Source organism: Lentzea aerocolonigenes (assembly GCF_000955955.1).
Lineage (GTDB): Bacteria > Actinomycetota > Actinomycetes > Mycobacteriales > Pseudonocardiaceae > Lentzea > Lentzea aerocolonigenes_A.
Genome location: NZ_JYJG01000040.1, coordinates 1 through 15,868, shown reverse-complemented (window position 1 = coordinate 15,868; position 15,868 = coordinate 1). Strand labels below are relative to the sequence as shown.

At 68.1% G+C, this 15,868-nt stretch carries 14 protein-coding genes; 13 read left to right on the top strand and 1 reads right to left on the bottom strand.

The window, feature by feature from the left end:
* Position 1: 1 nt before the first annotated feature.
* The 11 genes from allB (at position 2) to UK23_RS07035 (ending at position 13,491) form a co-directional block, all read left to right on the top strand.
* Complete coding sequence (allB, locus tag UK23_RS07085) at positions 2-1,291, top strand: allantoinase AllB (protein ID WP_045310578.1); 1,290 nt, start codon at positions 2-4, stop codon at positions 1,289-1,291.
* Positions 1,288-2,280 (top strand): allantoicase, encoded by a 993-nt coding sequence (alc, locus tag UK23_RS07080; protein ID WP_045310577.1) that lies wholly within the window; start codon positions 1,288-1,290, stop codon positions 2,278-2,280. The genes allB and alc overlap by 4 nt, the downstream gene beginning before the upstream one ends.
* A 115-nt stretch (positions 2,281-2,395) precedes the next feature.
* Positions 2,396-3,907, top strand: a complete 1,512-nt coding sequence (locus UK23_RS07075; RefSeq protein ID WP_045310576.1) for an alpha/beta hydrolase — start codon at positions 2,396-2,398, stop codon at positions 3,905-3,907.
* 303 nt (positions 3,908-4,210) lie between these two features.
* Positions 4,211-5,500: an ammonium transporter gene (locus UK23_RS07070; RefSeq protein ID WP_419503871.1), complete on the top strand. Its 1,290-nt coding sequence runs from the start codon at positions 4,211-4,213 to the stop codon at positions 5,498-5,500.
* On the top strand, positions 5,497-5,835 hold the full coding sequence (locus UK23_RS07065) for a P-II family nitrogen regulator (protein ID WP_045310575.1): 339 nt from the start codon (positions 5,497-5,499) through the stop codon (positions 5,833-5,835). The genes UK23_RS07070 and UK23_RS07065 overlap by 4 nt, the downstream gene beginning before the upstream one ends.
* A 21-nt stretch (positions 5,836-5,856) precedes the next feature.
* Positions 5,857-8,181 carry a [protein-PII] uridylyltransferase gene (locus tag UK23_RS07060; RefSeq protein WP_045310574.1) on the top strand — a complete coding sequence of 775 codons (2,325 nt, stop codon included), beginning with the start codon at positions 5,857-5,859 and terminating at the stop codon, positions 8,179-8,181.
* Between the two features lie 406 nt (positions 8,182-8,587).
* Entirely contained in the window at positions 8,588-9,607 is a 1,020-nt protein-coding gene (locus UK23_RS07055; RefSeq protein ID WP_045310573.1) for a hypothetical protein, read from the top strand.
* A gap of 68 nt (positions 9,608-9,675) precedes the next feature.
* Positions 9,676-10,236: an AAA family ATPase gene (locus UK23_RS07050; protein ID WP_045310572.1), complete on the top strand. Its 561-nt coding sequence runs from the start codon at positions 9,676-9,678 to the stop codon at positions 10,234-10,236.
* A complete protein-coding gene (locus tag UK23_RS07045; protein WP_045310571.1) occupies positions 10,233-10,847 on the top strand; it encodes an HAD family hydrolase in 615 nt (204 codons plus the stop codon). The genes UK23_RS07050 and UK23_RS07045 overlap by 4 nt, the downstream gene beginning before the upstream one ends.
* A 26-nt stretch (positions 10,848-10,873) precedes the next feature.
* Positions 10,874-12,433: a signal recognition particle protein gene (gene ffh, locus UK23_RS07040; RefSeq protein WP_045310570.1), complete on the top strand. Its 1,560-nt coding sequence runs from the start codon at positions 10,874-10,876 to the stop codon at positions 12,431-12,433.
* Between the two features lie 2 nt (positions 12,434-12,435).
* Complete coding sequence (locus tag UK23_RS07035) at positions 12,436-13,491, top strand: amidohydrolase family protein (protein WP_045310569.1); 1,056 nt, start codon at positions 12,436-12,438, stop codon at positions 13,489-13,491.
* On the opposite strand, the gene UK23_RS07030 is transcribed toward UK23_RS07035, so the two are convergent.
* Positions 13,488-13,961, bottom strand: a complete 474-nt coding sequence (locus UK23_RS07030) for a carboxymuconolactone decarboxylase family protein (protein WP_045310568.1) — start codon at positions 13,959-13,961, stop codon at positions 13,488-13,490. The genes UK23_RS07035 and UK23_RS07030 overlap by 4 nt on opposite strands.
* Positions 13,962-14,075: 114 nt before the next feature.
* On the opposite strand from UK23_RS07030, the gene UK23_RS07025 reads away from it, so the two are divergent.
* Together UK23_RS07025 and UK23_RS07020 are read left to right on the top strand one after the other, a co-directional pair.
* Complete coding sequence (locus UK23_RS07025; protein WP_082114470.1) at positions 14,076-14,951, top strand: RNA polymerase sigma-70 factor; 876 nt, start codon at positions 14,076-14,078, stop codon at positions 14,949-14,951.
* Between the two features lie 356 nt (positions 14,952-15,307).
* The coding region (locus tag UK23_RS07020; RefSeq protein ID WP_052684440.1) for a CPBP family intramembrane glutamic endopeptidase at positions 15,308-15,868 on the top strand (561 nt) is incomplete at its 3' end.

Genomic DNA, 15,868 nt, shown 5'->3' with positions numbered 1-15,868 from the left:
CATGGACCTGGTCTTCCGCGCCCGCAGGGTCATCACCCCGCAGGGCGAGATCGCGGCTGACGTCGGTGTGGTCGACGGCAGGATCGTCGCCGTCGAGCCCTTCATCGAGTCGCCGAACGTCGTGCACCTCGCGGACGACGAGGTGCTGCTGCCCGGCCTGGTCGACACGCACGTGCACGTCAACGACCCGGGCCGTACCGAGTGGGAGGGCTTCGAGACCGCGACTCGCGCGGCCGCTGCCGGTGGCGTCACGACGATCATCGACATGCCGTTGAACAGCATCCCGCCGACGGTCGAAGTCGCGGCTTTGGAGATCAAGCGCAAGGCGGCCGCGAACGTCTCGGTGGACGTCGGGTTCTGGGGCGGGATCATCCCCGGCAACCTGGCGGACCTGAAGCCGTTGCACGAGGCCGGCGTGTTCGGCTTCAAGTGCTTCCTGCTGCACTCGGGCGTGGACGAGTTCCCGGCGGTCACCAAGGCCGAGCTCGAAGCGGCACTACGAGAGTTGGCGACCCTCGACGCGCTGACGATCGTGCACGCCGAGGACGCGCACACGGTTCGTGAGTCGGAACCGGACTACCCGGGGTTCCTGGCGTCACGACCGCGCGAGGCGGAGAACCGGGCCATCGCAGACGTCGTGGAGCTGACCCGCAAGACGGGCGCGCGGACGCACATCCTGCACCTGTCGTCGTCGGACGCGCTGCACATCATCGAGGGAGCGCATCGCGACCGGTTGCCGGTGACCGCCGAGACCTGCCCGCACTACCTCACGTTCACCGCCGAGGAGATCCACGACGGGCAGACGGAGTTCAAGTGCTGCCCGCCGATCCGTGAGGCGGAGAACCGCGAGGCGCTGTGGCAGGGACTGCGCGAGGGTGTGATCGAGCTGGTCGTGAGCGACCACTCGCCGAGCACGGTCGAACTCAAGGCAGGCGACTTCGCCACGGCCTGGGGCGGCATCGCGTCACTGCAGCTCGGCCTGCCCGCGGTGTGGACTGGGGCGCGCTCGCGCGGCTTCCACCTCACCGACGTCGTCCGCTGGATGGCGACGCACCCGGCCCGCCAGGTCGGGTTGGAGAGCAAGGGCGCGATCGAGGTCGGCAAGGACGCGGACCTCGTGGTGTTCGCGCCGGATCAGAAGTTCGTGGTGGACAAGAACGCACTCCACCACCGCAACCCCGTGACGCCCTATCACGGCAGGGAACTGCACGGCGTCGTGAGGCAGACGTGGTTGCGCGGCAAGGAAATCAGTACAACGCACGGCAAGTTGCTACGCAGAGGAGAAGCATGACCGAGTGGACCCGGCTCCCTGATCTCGCTTCGCGCGCGGTCGGGGGTGGTGTGGTGTGGGCGAACGACGAACTGTTCGCCGAGCGGGAGAACCTGATCAAGCCCGCCGAGCCGGTCTACCAGACCTACACCTTCGGCCACAAAGGACAGATCTACGACGGCTGGGAGACTCGCCGCCGTCGTGAGGCGGGTGTCGACCAAGCCGTGATCCGCCTCGGCATGCCCGGTGTGGTGCGCGGCATCGTCGTCGACACGGCGTTCTTCAAGGGCAACTACCCGCCGTTCTGCTGGGTCGAGGGCGCGCAGGCCGAGGGCTATCCGACCGCGGACGAGATCACCGAGTGGTTCCCGCTGGTCGAGCGATCGGCGTTGAAGGGCGACGAGAAGCACCACTTCGACGTCGCCGAAGGTCGCCGCGTCACGCACGTCCGGCTCACCATCGACCCGGACGGCGGCGTCGCCCGGCTGCGGGTGCACGGCGAGCCGGTCGCCGACCCGCGGCTGCTCGTCCCCGGCATCGACCTGGCCGCGCTGGAGAACGGCGCCGTCGTCACGGGCTGCAGCAACATGTTCTACAGCTCGCCCAACAACCTCATCGCCCCTGGTCAGGCCACGGTCATGGGCGAGGGCTGGGAGACCGCACGACGCAGGGACGACGGCAACGACTGGGTGTCCGTGAAACTCGCCGCGCCCGGTGTGGTGCAACTGGTCGAGCTCGACACCAGCCACTTCAAGGGCAACGCGCCGGGCTGGGCGTCGGTCAGCGGCTGCGACGAGCGCACGGACCCGGACGCCTGGTTCGACGTCCTGCCGCGCACCCGGCTGCAGCCCGACACGCGGCACCGGTTCGTCGTGGACTCCGTCGAGGCGACGCACGTCCGGCTCGACATCTACCCCGACGGCGGCATGGCCCGGCTGCGAGTACTAGGTACCCCTACGGCCGATGGGGCAGCACACCTACGATCGTTGTGGACCAAAAGTAGTAGCTGACGGTGGTTGTCCGACTACGGTCTGATATTTCTCCCTACCTCGGTTGGTTGTTCACGTCACACGACCGGTGGAAGCGTTTCCTCCCGCAGTGCTTGGGGATCTAGGGAGGAAATCCATGCAACCGATGATGCGCGTCCTGGGTGTCGCGCTCGCGAGTTCTGCACTGGTAGTGGGAAGTTCTTCGCTCGCGGTCGCGGCTCCGGAGACGCAGCAGCAGCCGGAGTTCAAGGTCGGCGCGATCGACTGGAAGCCGTGTGAGGAAGTGCCGACGGTCGACTGCGGCTTCCTGGAGCTGCCGATCGACTACGCCAAGCCGAACGGGGAGAAGTTCAAGCTGGCCGTGTCGCGCAGAAAGGCGAACGACCAGGCGAACAAGATCGGCTCGATGGTCATCAACCCCGGTGGCCCTGGTGGTTCCGGCGTCGACTTCTCGTTCGGTGCCGACCGCTACTTCAGCAAGGAGATCGTCGACAAGTTCGACGTCATCGGGTTCGACCCGCGTGGCGTGGCGCGGTCGCAGCCGATCAAGTGCTCGGGCGACGTCCTGCAGCGCCAGCCGTCCAACTACCCGAAGACCAAGGACGAGTTCGACAAGCTGGTCGCGTTCAACAAGGAGCTCCGCGAGGACTGCCGCAAGGTCTCCGGCGCGATCTTCGACCACGCGTCGACCTACGACGTCGCGAACGACATCGACTCGATCCGCCGTGCGCTCGGCGAGAAGAAGATCAACTACTACGGCGTCTCGTACGGCACGATCATGGGCCAGCACTACGCGGCGCAGTACGGCAAGAACATCCGCGCGATGATCATCGACTCGAACATGGACCACAGCCTCGGCACGTGGAAGTTCCTCGAGACCGAGGCGCGTGGCGCGCAGGACATGTTCAACGAGTGGGTCAAGTGGAGCGACCGCACGCCGTCGTCGCCGTTCTACGGCAAGGACCTCCGCAAGATCTGGAAGGACCTGCTGGCCAAGGCCGCCCGCGGTGAGCTGAAGGACCAGAACGGCCGCGTGATCACCCCTGAGAACCTCGGTGGGGGCATCGTCGGCATGGGCTACGGCCCGGCCTTCAAACCGTTCGCGGACTACATCGCGACGCTCGTCTCCGGTGCGCCGGCGGCTGCGAAGTTCGCTGAGGGCGAGACGTTCGAGAACCCGTTCGCGGGCATCTTCTGCAACGACTACAACCTGCGCGTCAGCTCGTGGGGCGAGTACCAGGCGCTCAACGCCATGGAGAACCGCGTCGCGCCGGACAGCCTCGGCTCGTCGATCGGCCACGGCGCGATGATGGGTTGCGTCGGGTTCCCGAAGGCCACGAACCCGCAGCGGCCGCTGAAGATCAAGGGTGCGCCGAAGATCCTGATGACCAACTCCAGGTACGACCCGGCGACGGTCTACGAGTGGGCGGTCAACGCGCACCGGCAGTCCCGTGACACCACCGTCTTCGTGACCTACGAAGGCTGGGGCCACGGCGTGTACGACCGCAGCGAGTGCACACTGAAGATCAACAACGAGTATCTGGTGTCGCTGAAGCTGCCGCGCAGCGGCACGTCGTGTGCGGCGGTCGAGCCCGCGCCGCAGACGTCGATCCAGTCGGCCAGGCCGCAGATCGCCGGACCGTTCTAGGCCCGGAAGTGTCGTGAACTGTGCCCTCGGTGCGCGCACCGGGGGCACAGTCCTGTGACCCGGAAGAGTGAGGTTTCGGGTTACTCCTCGTCACCGGTTCGCGGCCGTGAGGTGGCTGAATCGAGACCGTGAACCCCGCGAAACGCGGACGTAACAAGGTGCGCCCGACAGTTCACCTCCGCGAAACGTTCCACGTAAGCGCGTGAAACAGGACGTCCCGATGCTCCCTGCAACCGACGTGCAGTGGAGGTCCAAGTGAACACAGGTGACACGGCCTGGGTGTTGATCAGCGCGGCGCTGGTCATGCTCATGACGCCGGGCCTCGCCTTCTTCTACGGAGGCATGGTCCGTTCCAAGAGCGTCCTGAACATGCTCATGATGAGCTTCATTTCCCTGGCCGTGGTCAGCGTCCTCTGGGTGCTCTACGGCTACAGCCTGGCGTTCGGCAACGACCTCGGTGCCGGTCTTCTGGGCAACTTCGACTTCATCGGGTTGAAGGGCGTGCTCGGCACGCTGAGCGGTCCGGCGGACCACCAGTTCCCGACGATGGCGTTCGTGATGTTCCAGCTGATGTTCGCGATCATCACGCCCGCCCTGATCTCCGGAGCGATCGCGGACCGCGCCAAGTTCTGGGGCTGGACGCTGTTCATCGGCCTCTGGGTCACGATCGTGTACTTCCCGGTCGCGCACTGGGTGTTCGCCTTCTCGAGCGCTGACGGTTCCGTCGTCGGTGGCTGGATCGCGAACAACCTGAAGGCCCTCGACTTCGCCGGTGGTACCGCGGTCCACATCAACGCCGGTGCCGCGGGTCTCGCGGTCGCGCTGGTGCTCGGCAAGCGCCGGGGCTGGCCGAAGGAGCCGATGCGGCCGCACAACCTGCCGTTCGTGCTGCTCGGTGCCGCTCTGCTGTGGTTCGGCTGGTACGGCTTCAACGCCGGTTCGGCGCTCGGTGCCAACGAGACCGCCGCCGTCGCGTTCGCCACGACCACCGTGGCCACCGCCGCCGCCGTGCTCGGCTGGCTGCTCGTCGAGCAGTTCCGCGACGGCAAGCCGACCACCCTCGGTGCCGCGTCCGGTGCGGTCGCCGGCCTCGTCGCGATCACGCCCGCCTGTGCGTTCGTCAGCCCGCTCGGTGCCATCGCGATCGGTGTCATCGCCGGTGCGCTGTGCAGCCTCGCGGTCGGCCTCAAGTTCCGCTTCGGCTACGACGACTCGCTCGACGTCGTCGGTGTCCACCTGGTCGGCGGCCTCGTCGGTACGCTGCTGATCGGCTTCTTCGGCACCACCAGCGTCAACTCGGCCGGCGCGGACGGCCTGTTCTACGGCGGCGGCTTCAGCCTCCTGGGCAAGCAGGCGATCGCGGCCTTCGCGGTGCTCGCCTTCTCGTTCGTCCTCACGTTCGTCATCGCGTTCGTGGTGAACAAGACGGTCGGCTTCCGCGTCGACGAAGAGGCCGAGGTCGCGGGTATCGACGAGGCGGAGCACGCCGAGTCGGCCTACGAGTTCGGCGCGTTCTCCAGCGCTCGCGGTGCGAACAAGGGCAGTGTGACCGCGGGCGCGACCGCGGTTCTCGAGGGGAGCAACAAGAAATGAAGCTGGTCACCGCGATCATCAAGCCGTTCACGCTCGACGACGTGAAGAGCTCCCTGGAACAGCTCGGGGTGCTGGGCATGACCGTCAGCGAGGTCCAGGGCTACGGCCGCCAGAAGGGCCACACCGAGGTCTACCGGGGCGCCGAGTACTCCGTCGACTTCGTGCCCAAGATCAAGATCGAGGTCGTCATCGACGACAACCAGGTCGACAAGGTGCTGGAAGCGGTGGTCGAGGCCGCCCGCACCGGCAAGATCGGCGACGGCAAGGTCTGGGTGACTCCGGTCGACACAGTTGTCCGTGTCCGCACGGGAGAACGTGGATCGGATGCGCTTTAACTAGTTTTGGGGAGACGGCCCGTGGAGAACAACGAAACGGCCGTCGTCACGGCTGACGACCTGGTGCGAGCACGCGAAAGGCTGCTCGTGCCAGGTCGTCGTCGCTTGGCCGCCGAACCTCTGCGCGAAGCACTCGTGGACCTGCACGAGTTCTGGTTGACCAAACACGCGGGGGGAGCGGGGATATCCGGAACGGGTATCGCGCTCGTGGCGGTCGGTGGGCTGGGGCGGCGCGAGCTCGTGCCCTACTCCGACCTCGACCTGGTGCTGGTGCACAACGGCGTCAAGAACATCGACGAGGTCGCCGAGAAGCTCTGGTACCCGCTGTGGAACTCCGGCATCGGGCTCGACCACTCGGTTCGCACGGTCGGTGAGGCTCTCCGGGTCGCCGCCGGTGATCTGCGGACCGCGCTGGGACTGCTGGACATCCGGCACATCGCGGGTGACCCCGAGGTCACGGTCAAGCTCGCGGACGGTGCGAAGCAGGCGTGGCGCGGCAACGTCCGGAACCGGCTGGACGAGATCGCCGAGTCGTCGCAGAAGCGCTGGGCCCGCAGCGGCGAGATCGCCCATCGCGTCGAACCCGACCTGAAGCACGGGCGCGGCGGGTTGCGCGACCTGACCATTCTGGACGCGCTTTCGCTGGCGCAGCTCGTGGATCGGCCTTCGGCTGACGTCGGCGAGGCGCGCAAGCTGTTGCTGGACGTGCGCACCGAACTTCGCCGTGTCGCGCGCAAGCCTCGTGACGTGCTGCGGGCGCAGGACGGTGACGAGGTGGCCGCCGCTCTCGGTCTGACCGACCGGTTTGCGTTGGCCCGTTCGCTTTCCTCTGCCGCACGGACGGTCGTCTACGCGTTCGACGTGGCGACGCGGGCGGCTCGGGCTGCCGCGCCCAAACGCGGGCTCGGGGCGTTCCTGCGTGGACAGCCGCCGCGCCGGCCGTTGGACGAAGGCGTTGTGCTGCACGGGTCCGAGGTGTCTTTGGCCCGTGACGCGATTCCCAGCCGTGATCCCGCGTTGTTGTTGCGCGTGGCCACGGCGGCGGCGCGCTCGAAGCACCCGATCGCCTCTGGAACGTTGACGCGGCTCGCTGACTCGGCGCCGGAGCTGCGGCAGCCGTGGCCGCGCGAGGCCCGCGAGGAGCTGCTGGCGTTGCTCGGCAGCGGCAGCGGGCTCGTCGACGTCGTGGAAGCGTTGGACCGCACGGGTCTGTGGGGCCGGTTGTTCCCCGAGTGGGGCGCTGTCCGGGATCTGCCGCCGCGCGACGCCGCGCACATGTGGACGGTCGACCGGCATCTCGTCCAGACCGTCGCGCACGCGGCTCGGCTGGTGACCACGGTGGCGCGGCCCGACCTGTTGCTGCTCGGTGCGTTGATCCACGACATCGGCAAGGGACGGCAGCAGGACCACTCCGAAGTGGGCGCTGCTCTGGCGACCCAGATCGGTGAGCGGATCGGGTTGTGGCCGCAGGACGTGGAGACGTTGTCCGCGATGGTCCGGCACCATCTTCTGTTGCCGCACACCGCGACACGGCGTGACGTCGAGGACGAGGCGACCGTGCACCGCGTTGTGGAGACGCTCGGTGGCGACGCGGTTCTGCTGGAACTGCTGTACGCGCTGGCCGAGTCGGACTCCATCGCCACCGGGCCGGGTGTGTGGACGGACTGGAAGGCCGCGTTGATGGCCGATCTGGTCGCGCGCTGCCGCAAGGCGATGGCCGGGGAGGCGTTGCCCAAACCGGAACCGCTCGACCCTGCGCACGTGGCGATGGCGGAACGTGTTGCGGCGTCGGGGAAACCGGACGTGCTGCTGGAGAAGCAGGACCACGCTGCGGTCGTGACGGTGCTCGCCCCGGACCGGCCGGGCATGCTGTCCAAGGCCGCGGGAGTGCTGGCGTTGAACTCGCTGGAGGTGCACGCGGCGACGTTGCGCTCGCACGGTGGCGCGACGGTGGACGCGTTCACGGTGTCGCCGCGGTTCGGCTCGCTGCCGGACGCCTCGCTGCTGCGCGAACAGCTGGCGCGGGCGATCGAGGGCTCGTTGCCGTTGGCCGACAAGCTCGCCGCGAAGGAACGCGACTACGGCGGCCCGCCGCTCGACCCGCCGCCCGCGAAGGTGCTGTGGTTCGACGACGAGGCGACCGGCGCGGTGGTGCTGGAGCTGCGTGCGGCCGACCGGATCGGGTTGCTGCACCGCGTTGCCGGGGCGTTGGAGCAGTGCGGGGTCGACGTGCAGTGGGCGCGTGTGTCCACGCTGGGGGCGACGGTCGTGGACTCGTTCAGCATCACGGCGACGGACCTGGATCGGAAGCGGATCGAACGGGCGGTTCTCGACGCGGCCAAGTAGCAGTTGAGTAGCTCTACGCACAACCACTCGGGGGTGCTCACGCTCCTTTCCCCTTCCTGAACCCGGCAGTCTTCGTGGTGTTCGGAAAGCGTCCTCGAGGGGTGGAACACTTTCTGGACGGGTTGACCCGGCCGGGGCAGGCTGGCGGTGATCATTCGCGGCGCTGGGGGAGGCACCGTGCAATCACACCGCCGGACGCTCCGGCCGGCGTTTCCCCTTGTGCGCCAACAGGCGTGGGAGGGCCTCAGTGCGCAGATCCGATCCGTCCTGACCGCGGGCATCGTGCACGGCGGCGGGTTCCCGCAGGCGGTTCTCTGGCGCTGACAACGAGACAGCTTGCTGGACAACGGCGGCCACGCCCGGCACGGTGGCAGGTAAGGGATTCGCGAAGCTGGGGGTATGCATCGTGAAGAACACACTGTCATTGGCCTGCGTCGTGGCCGCTGTTGTCACCTTCTCCGTGCCTGTCGCGCATGCCGCGGTGGGCGTGGAGGACCTCGGCACGTTGCCGGGTGACGTGCGCAGCACCCCGCAGGACATCAACGAAGGTGGCGCCGTCGCAGGGGTTTCGACGAGCGCCGCCAACGCACAGCACGCGGTTCGCTGGGATCCGGGTGCCGCGATCAAGAAGCTGGACGACCTCGGTTCCGACTCCTGGGCCGCGGCGATCAACAGCCAGCGCGTCGTCGTGGGCTACGCGGTCGACTCGGCCAACCACACACAACCGGCGCGCTGGGACTTCAGCGGCTCGCTGACGGTGCTGACGACGCCGGGCGCGGTGAGCGGTGTTGCCTACGACGTCAACGACTCGGGTTCGGTCACCGGCAGCGCGGTGATCAACGGTGTGTCGCACGCGGTCGTCTGGGACAGCGCCGGAGTCGCCACCGATCTCGGTGAGGGTTCCGGCCGCTACCTCACGTCGTCCGGCACAGTGATCGGCTACTCCGGTGACCAGCCGGCGCGGTGGTCCAGCGGGTTGTACGTGTACGACAACCACGGCGCGATGTTGTCCGGCCACAACGAGGCCGCTGACGCCGTGGGCACCACCGGTGGTGAAGGCGTGCTGTGGCTCGGCCGCCGGCGCTCCTTGCTGGGAGCGGGCACCAGTCCGCGTGACATCTCCGACAACGGCTGGGCAGTCGGCGTCTCCGGTTCGCAGGCGGTCCGCTGGGCGGCGTCCGAGTTCACCACCGCGCAACCGCTCGCCCCGGCTCCGTCGGCGGCGACCAAGATCAACAACGCCGGTGTGGTGGCGGGCACAGCAGGTTCGTGGGCGGTGACGTGGAACGCCGCCGGGGTGCAGACGGCGTTGCCCGTGCTCGCCGGTTCGAACCGCAGTTCCGTGTCGGGCCTGACGGAGAACGGCCAGGTCATCGGCATCGCAGGGTTCGCAGATGGTACTTGGCGAGCGGTCGTGTGGCGCTGAAACCTGTGCATTTCACCAGAATTCGGACCAAACTGAACGAGAAGGAAGGTCAACACGTCTTCTAGGACATGACCGCCGTGTTGAACACGCAGACCACCGCCGTCCGAGTGAAGCCGCGCTCGCTCGTCGTCCTCGCCGGCATCCCCGGCGCGGGCAAGACGACGCTGCTCACCCGCCTCGACGCGGACGAACCGGTCACCGTGCTCGACTCCGACCAGGTCCGCATGTGGCTCGAACCGCGCGTGCGGCTGCCGTACAAGTACTGGCGCGTCCTCGTGCACCTCACGCACCGGCTGCGGGTGTTCTGGTCAGCGCTCTTCTGTGCCGGACTGCTGGTGGTGCACGAGCCGTCCACCCGTCCGGGCACGCGTTTCATGCTCGTTCTCGCGGGCCTGCTGTCGGGACGTTCCCGCCACTTCCTGTGGCTGGACGCCTCGGCAGCGCAGGCCCTGGACGGCCAGATAGCCCGCCGCCGCGTCGTCCGCACTCACGCGTTCGAGCGGCACGTCCGGCGTGGCACGTCGATGCGCGCCCAGTTCGAGTCGGGCTGGGTGCCGTTCGGTTTCAGCGGCGTGACGCTGCTCACCCGTGCGGGAACCTCGGGTGGTCTGCGCATCATGGTGTCGTGATCAAGGCCGTGCTCTTCGACTTCGCAGGCACCCTGTTCGGGCGTCCGGCTTCGCGCTGGCTCTCGCCGCCGCACCTTTCCGTGCTGCGCGCGCCGGCTCCCTACGTGGCTCGCATGAACGCAGCCGAGCGCGCGGTGTGGGAGGCCCGTGATCTGACGCCGCTGGCCAACCGGTCGGCCTACTGGACCCTGTTCCGCCTGGCCGGTCTCACGATGCCGGACTCCCTGTTCCAGCGCCTGCACGATCCGGCGTTCTGGCTGCCCTACCCGGATGCTGCTGAGGCTTTGAGAGTCGCCAGGCCGTTGAAGATCGGGGTGTTGTCGAACATCTCGTGGGACATCAGGTCGGTGTTCTCGCGCGAGTCGTTGGCCGTGGACGCCTTCGCGCTGTCGTTCGAGATCGGGGTGTCGAAGCCTTCTCGGCGTGCCTTCGAGGCGGCTTGCGTGCGGCTGGACGTTGATCCGTCCGAGTGCTTGTACGTGGGCGACGACCCGGTGTCGGACGGGGCGGCGGTGGCGGCGGGGCTGCAGTTCGCGCAGATCTCCACTGCTCCGGTCGGGCGCCGCGAGCCGGTGCTCCTGGAGGCGCTTGCGAGCCACGGGATCGGGTGAAGGCGCGGTTAGCTAGTCTGGACGACGTGTTCTCCACGCTTTCCGACCGGCTGACCACGGTTCTCCAGGGCCTTCGCGGCAAGGGCCGGCTCAGCGACGCCGACATCGACGCGACCGCCCGCGAGATCAGGGTCGCCCTGCTCGAGGCCGACGTCGCGCTGCCCGTTGTGCGCAACTTCATCGCCAAGGTGAAGGAGCGGGCCAAGGGCTCCGAGGTCCACCAGGCGCTGAACCCGGCGCAGCAGGTCGTGAAGATCGTCAACGAGGAGCTCGTCAACGTCCTCGGCGGCGAGACGCGGCGGCTGAACCTCGCGAAGAACCCGCCGTCGGTGATCATGCTGGCGGGTCTGCAGGGTGCCGGTAAGACGACGCTCGCGGGCAAGCTCGCCAGGTGGCTGAAGGGGCAGGGGCACACGCCGCTGCTCGTCGCGGCCGACCTGCAGCGCCCGAACGCCGTCACGCAGCTCCAGGTCGTCGGTGAGCGCGCGGGTGTGCCCGTGTTCGCTCCCGAGCCCGGCAACGGCGTCGGCGACCCGGTGGCGGTGTCGCGCCGAGGTGTCGAGGAAGCCAGGGCGAAGCAGCACGACATCGTCCTCGTCGACACGGCCGGCCGGCTGGGTGTCGACGAAGAGATGATGAAGCAGGCCATCGACATCCGGGCCGCGGTCAACCCGGACGAGGTCCTGTTCGTGGTCGACGCCATGGTCGGTCAGGACGCGGTCAACACGGCCACGGCGTTCGCCGAGGGTGTCGGCTTCACCGGTGTGGTGCTGACGAAGCTCGACGGCGACGCCCGCGGTGGTGCCGCGCTGTCGGTCCGCGAGGTCACCGGCCAGCCGATCCTCTTCGCGTCCAACGGCGAGAAGCTCGAGGACTTCGACGTCTTCCACCCGGACCGGATGGCCTCGCGCATCCTCGGCATGGGTGACGTCCTCACGCTGATCGAGCAGGCCGAGCAGCACTTCGACCAGGAGCAGGCCGAGAAGGCCGCCGCGAAGCTGCACACCGGCCAGCTCACGCTCGAGGACTTCCTGGAGCAGATGCTCGCCATCCGCAAGATGGGCCCGATCGCGAACCTGCTCGGCATGCTCCCCGGTGCCGGTCAGATGAAGGACCAGCTCGCGATGCTGGACGAGAAGCACCTCGACCGCATCCAGGCGATCATCCGCGGCATGACGCCGGCCGAGCGCGACGACCCCAAGATGATCAACGCGTCCCGCCGGCTGCGCATCGCCAACGGTTCGGGCGTGAAGGTCAGCGACGTCAACGACCTGGTCAACAGGTTCTTCGAGGCTCGCAAGATGATGGCGTCGATGGCCGGCCGGATGGGCTTCGGCGGCGGTGGCGGCAGCAAGAACCGCAAGGGCAAGAAGGGGAAGAAGGGCAAGGGCGGACGCGGCCCGACGCCTCCCAAGATCAAGGGCGGCTTCCCGGGGATGTTCCCCGGCGGCATGCCTGGTGGAATGCCGGGGATGCCTCCCGGCGGGATGCCGAAGCTGCCGGACCTCGGCGGCGGCATGAACGAGCTCCCGCCCGGCTTCGACCCGTCGAAGTTCAAGTTCGACGGCGACGACAAGAAGAAGTGACCATGCACCTGCGCGGCGTCGTCCTCCCCGACGGAGAGCCGCGAGACCTGTGGGTCGTCAACGGCCGCGTGCGCACCCGGCCGGTGCCGGGCGCGCAGACCGTGGTCGACGGCGGGTTCCTGGTTCCGGGCCTGGTCGACGCGCACTGCCACGTCGGCCTGGGTTCGCAGGGCGGGGTGGAGCTGTCCGAGGCCGTCGAGCAGGCGATCACGGACCGCGACGCGGGCACGTTGCTGATTCGCGACTGCGGCTCGCCGATCGACACCACGCCGTTGCAGGAGCGCCTCGACCTGCCGCGAATCATCCGATCGGGCCGGCACATCGCCCGGCCGAAGCGCTACAACCCGTACATCGGCGTGGAGATCGAGTCGGATCTGCCATCAGCCGTTGCCGAGCAGGTCGCGTACGGCGACGGCTGGGTGAAGCTCGTCGGCGACTGGATCGACCGCGGTGTCGGAGATCTCGCTCCACTGTGGACGGACGACGAACTGGCTCAGGCGATCAAGGTCGCGCACGACGCCGGTGCCCGCGTGACCGCCCACGTGTTCGGCGAGGACGCGTTGCCCGGCCTGATCAACGCGGGCATCGACTGCATCGAGCACGGCACCGGCCTGACCGAGGACACGATCTCGCTGATGGCGTCACGGGGCACCGCGCTGGTGCCGACGTTGATCAACATCGAGACGTTCCCGGGCATCGCGGACAAGGCGGGCAAGTACCCCGCGTACGCCGATCACATGCGCTCGCTGCACGCCCGCGTCTCGGCCACCGTGTCGTCGGCGATCGAGGCGGGCGTGCCGGTCTACGCGGGCACCGACGCGGGCGGTGGCATCCAGCACGGCCGCATCGTCGACGAGATCGTTTCCTTGCACGGCGTGGGCATGAGCGCGACCGACGCCATCGGCGCGGCCTCGTGGAACGCCCGCTCGTGGCTCGGTTTCCCGTCGCTGGTGGAAGGCGCGGCCGCGGACATCGTGGTCTACGACGAGGATCCTCGCCTGAACCTCGACGTCCTGCGGTCGCCGCGCATGATCATGCTCAGGGGCAGGATCCACTAGCTCTCGAGGCCGGCCATGGCGCCGACCTCGTACGAGCCGCCCTTCTGGTGCGTGATCACGGCCATCCGGTTGGCCGCGTTGATGAGCCCGATCAGGCACACCAGCGCGGCGATCTCCTCGTCGTCGAAGTGCTTGCCGACGTTCGCCCACGTCTCGTCGCTGACGCTCACGTTCTCGGTGCCTTCCTCGGCGAACGCCAGCGCGGCCTGCTCCGCCTCGGTGAACACGGTCGTCTCGCGCCACCCGGCAACCAGGTGCAGCCGCAACGGGTCCTCACCGGCCGCGATGGCCTCCTTGACGTGCATGTCGAGGCAGAAGCCGCACCCGTTGAGCTGGCTGGCGCGCAGGCTGACCAGTTCGATCACGGTCTTCGGCAGCGTCGACTGGTGCAGCACGGTGTTGAGCCCGGCGAACCGCTTCGCGAGCTTGGTGCCGGTCGCGGTGGCGAAGAGGTTGATGCGCGGTTCCATGACTTTTCCTCCCTCGTGGACTTGCTTGACGACCACGAGATGCCGGTCCGTCGGCCTTTGTGACTGTGATCCAGCCCACTGTCACAAAGGCGGGCCGTCTGGTGTCTTGTGTCCATGGACGCCGCCACCGACACGTTCGTCAGCCACCGCAACCTGCTCTTCACGATCGCCTACGAGATGCTCGGCTCCGCGGCCGACGCCGAGGACGTGCTGCAGGAGACGTGGCTCAAGTGGTCCGGCGTCGACCAGGCCGTCGTCGAGAACCACCGCGCCTACCTCGTCCGCATCGTCACGCGCCAGGCGTTGTCGAGGCTGCGGACGTTGAGCCGCCGCAAGGAGTCCTACGTCGGCTCGTGGCTCCCCGAACCGCTGCTGACCACCCCGGACGTCGCCGAGGACGTCGAACTGGCCGACAGCGTGTCGATGGCGATGATGCTCGTCCTGGAAACCCTGACCCCGACCGAACGCGCGGTGTTCGTGCTGCGCGAGGTCTTCGACCTGGACTACGACGAGATCTCGCTCGCGGTGGACAAGAACCCCGCCGCGGTCCGCCAGATCGCCCACCGGGCCCGCTCCCACGTGGCCGCCCGCCGCCCGCGAGGCACGACGCCACCCGGTGTTGTCCGCGAGGCCCTGTCCGCGTTCCAGCACGCGGTCGAAACCGGAGACCTGCAGGCACTCCTCGACCTGCTCGCCCCGGACGTCGTGTTCCTCGGCGACGGCGGCGGCGTGAAGCAGGCAGTGCCGCGCCCGGTGCTCGGTTCGGACAAGGTCGCCCGCATGATCCTCGGCGGCATGCTCAGGTTCACCGGCTGGACGATGGAGCCGGCCAGCGCCAACGGCCACCCCGCGCTGATCGTCAGGTTCGACGGCGAACTCGACACCGTCATCGCCCTACGCCTCGACAACGGGCTGATCAGCGGCCTGTACGCGGTGCGCAACCCGGCGAAGCTCTCGCACATGGAGCAGGAGACCGCTCTGCGCCGCTGAGGTGCCCGGCTGGTCGCATGTGCGGTGGCGTCACCATGCGCGCGTACCTCAACACAGGCGCACCGCCGAGGTTTAGTCGCAGCCTCTGTCCGCCGATCCGTTCACCAGGAGAAGGACATCCGGCGGGGACCCGATCTGACCATCTTTTGGCCAGATGCTTGGCCAGGTTTCCGTCGGTGCAGCACGCTAACCTCGGATTCGGGGCGGCTGATCGCGTCCCCACTCCACTCGTATCGCGAGGCCCCGGTCGAGCATCGGTGCTTCAGAAGCCGTCGATCGCGAGGTGAGCCGATGATGAGGGTGCCACTGCAGGCTGTCCATCCGCAGGTAGCCGCGGCGTGACTAGATTGCAGAGCGTGAGTGAGCCGGAGTCCCCGAAGCCGAACCGGGGCTTCATCGAGAGCGTGCGGGACATCAGCCGCAACCCGGAGCCGGAGCGCGTGGGCCAGCGCTGGGGGTTCGGCGCCTTCATCCTGGTGGAGGCCGTCTTCATCCTGAGCGCCGTGTTCATCACGGCCGTGGGCAAGAGTTTAGGCGCGGACCTCGAGAACTCGACATCGCTCGTGCTGATCGGGTCGCTCGTGCCGATCGTCCTCGCGGCCGGGCTCGCCATCGGCATCACGTACGTCCGCGGCAACGGCCCGGTCAAGGACCTGCGCCTGAGCATGACGAAGGAGGACATCGCCACCGGCCTCAAGATCGGCCTCGGCGGGCTCGTCCTGACCCTGCTCGCGGCCAAGCTGTGGGCCAGCATCGTCGGCGAGGAGAACGCCACGAGCGCCGTCGGCGAGCTGTTCACCGACGCCAACCTGCCGCTGTCGGCCGCCATCACGATGTTCCTCTACATGAGCTTCATCGGGCCGATCTGCGAGGAGATCATCTTCCGCGGCCTGCTCTGGGGCGCCGTCGAACGCCAG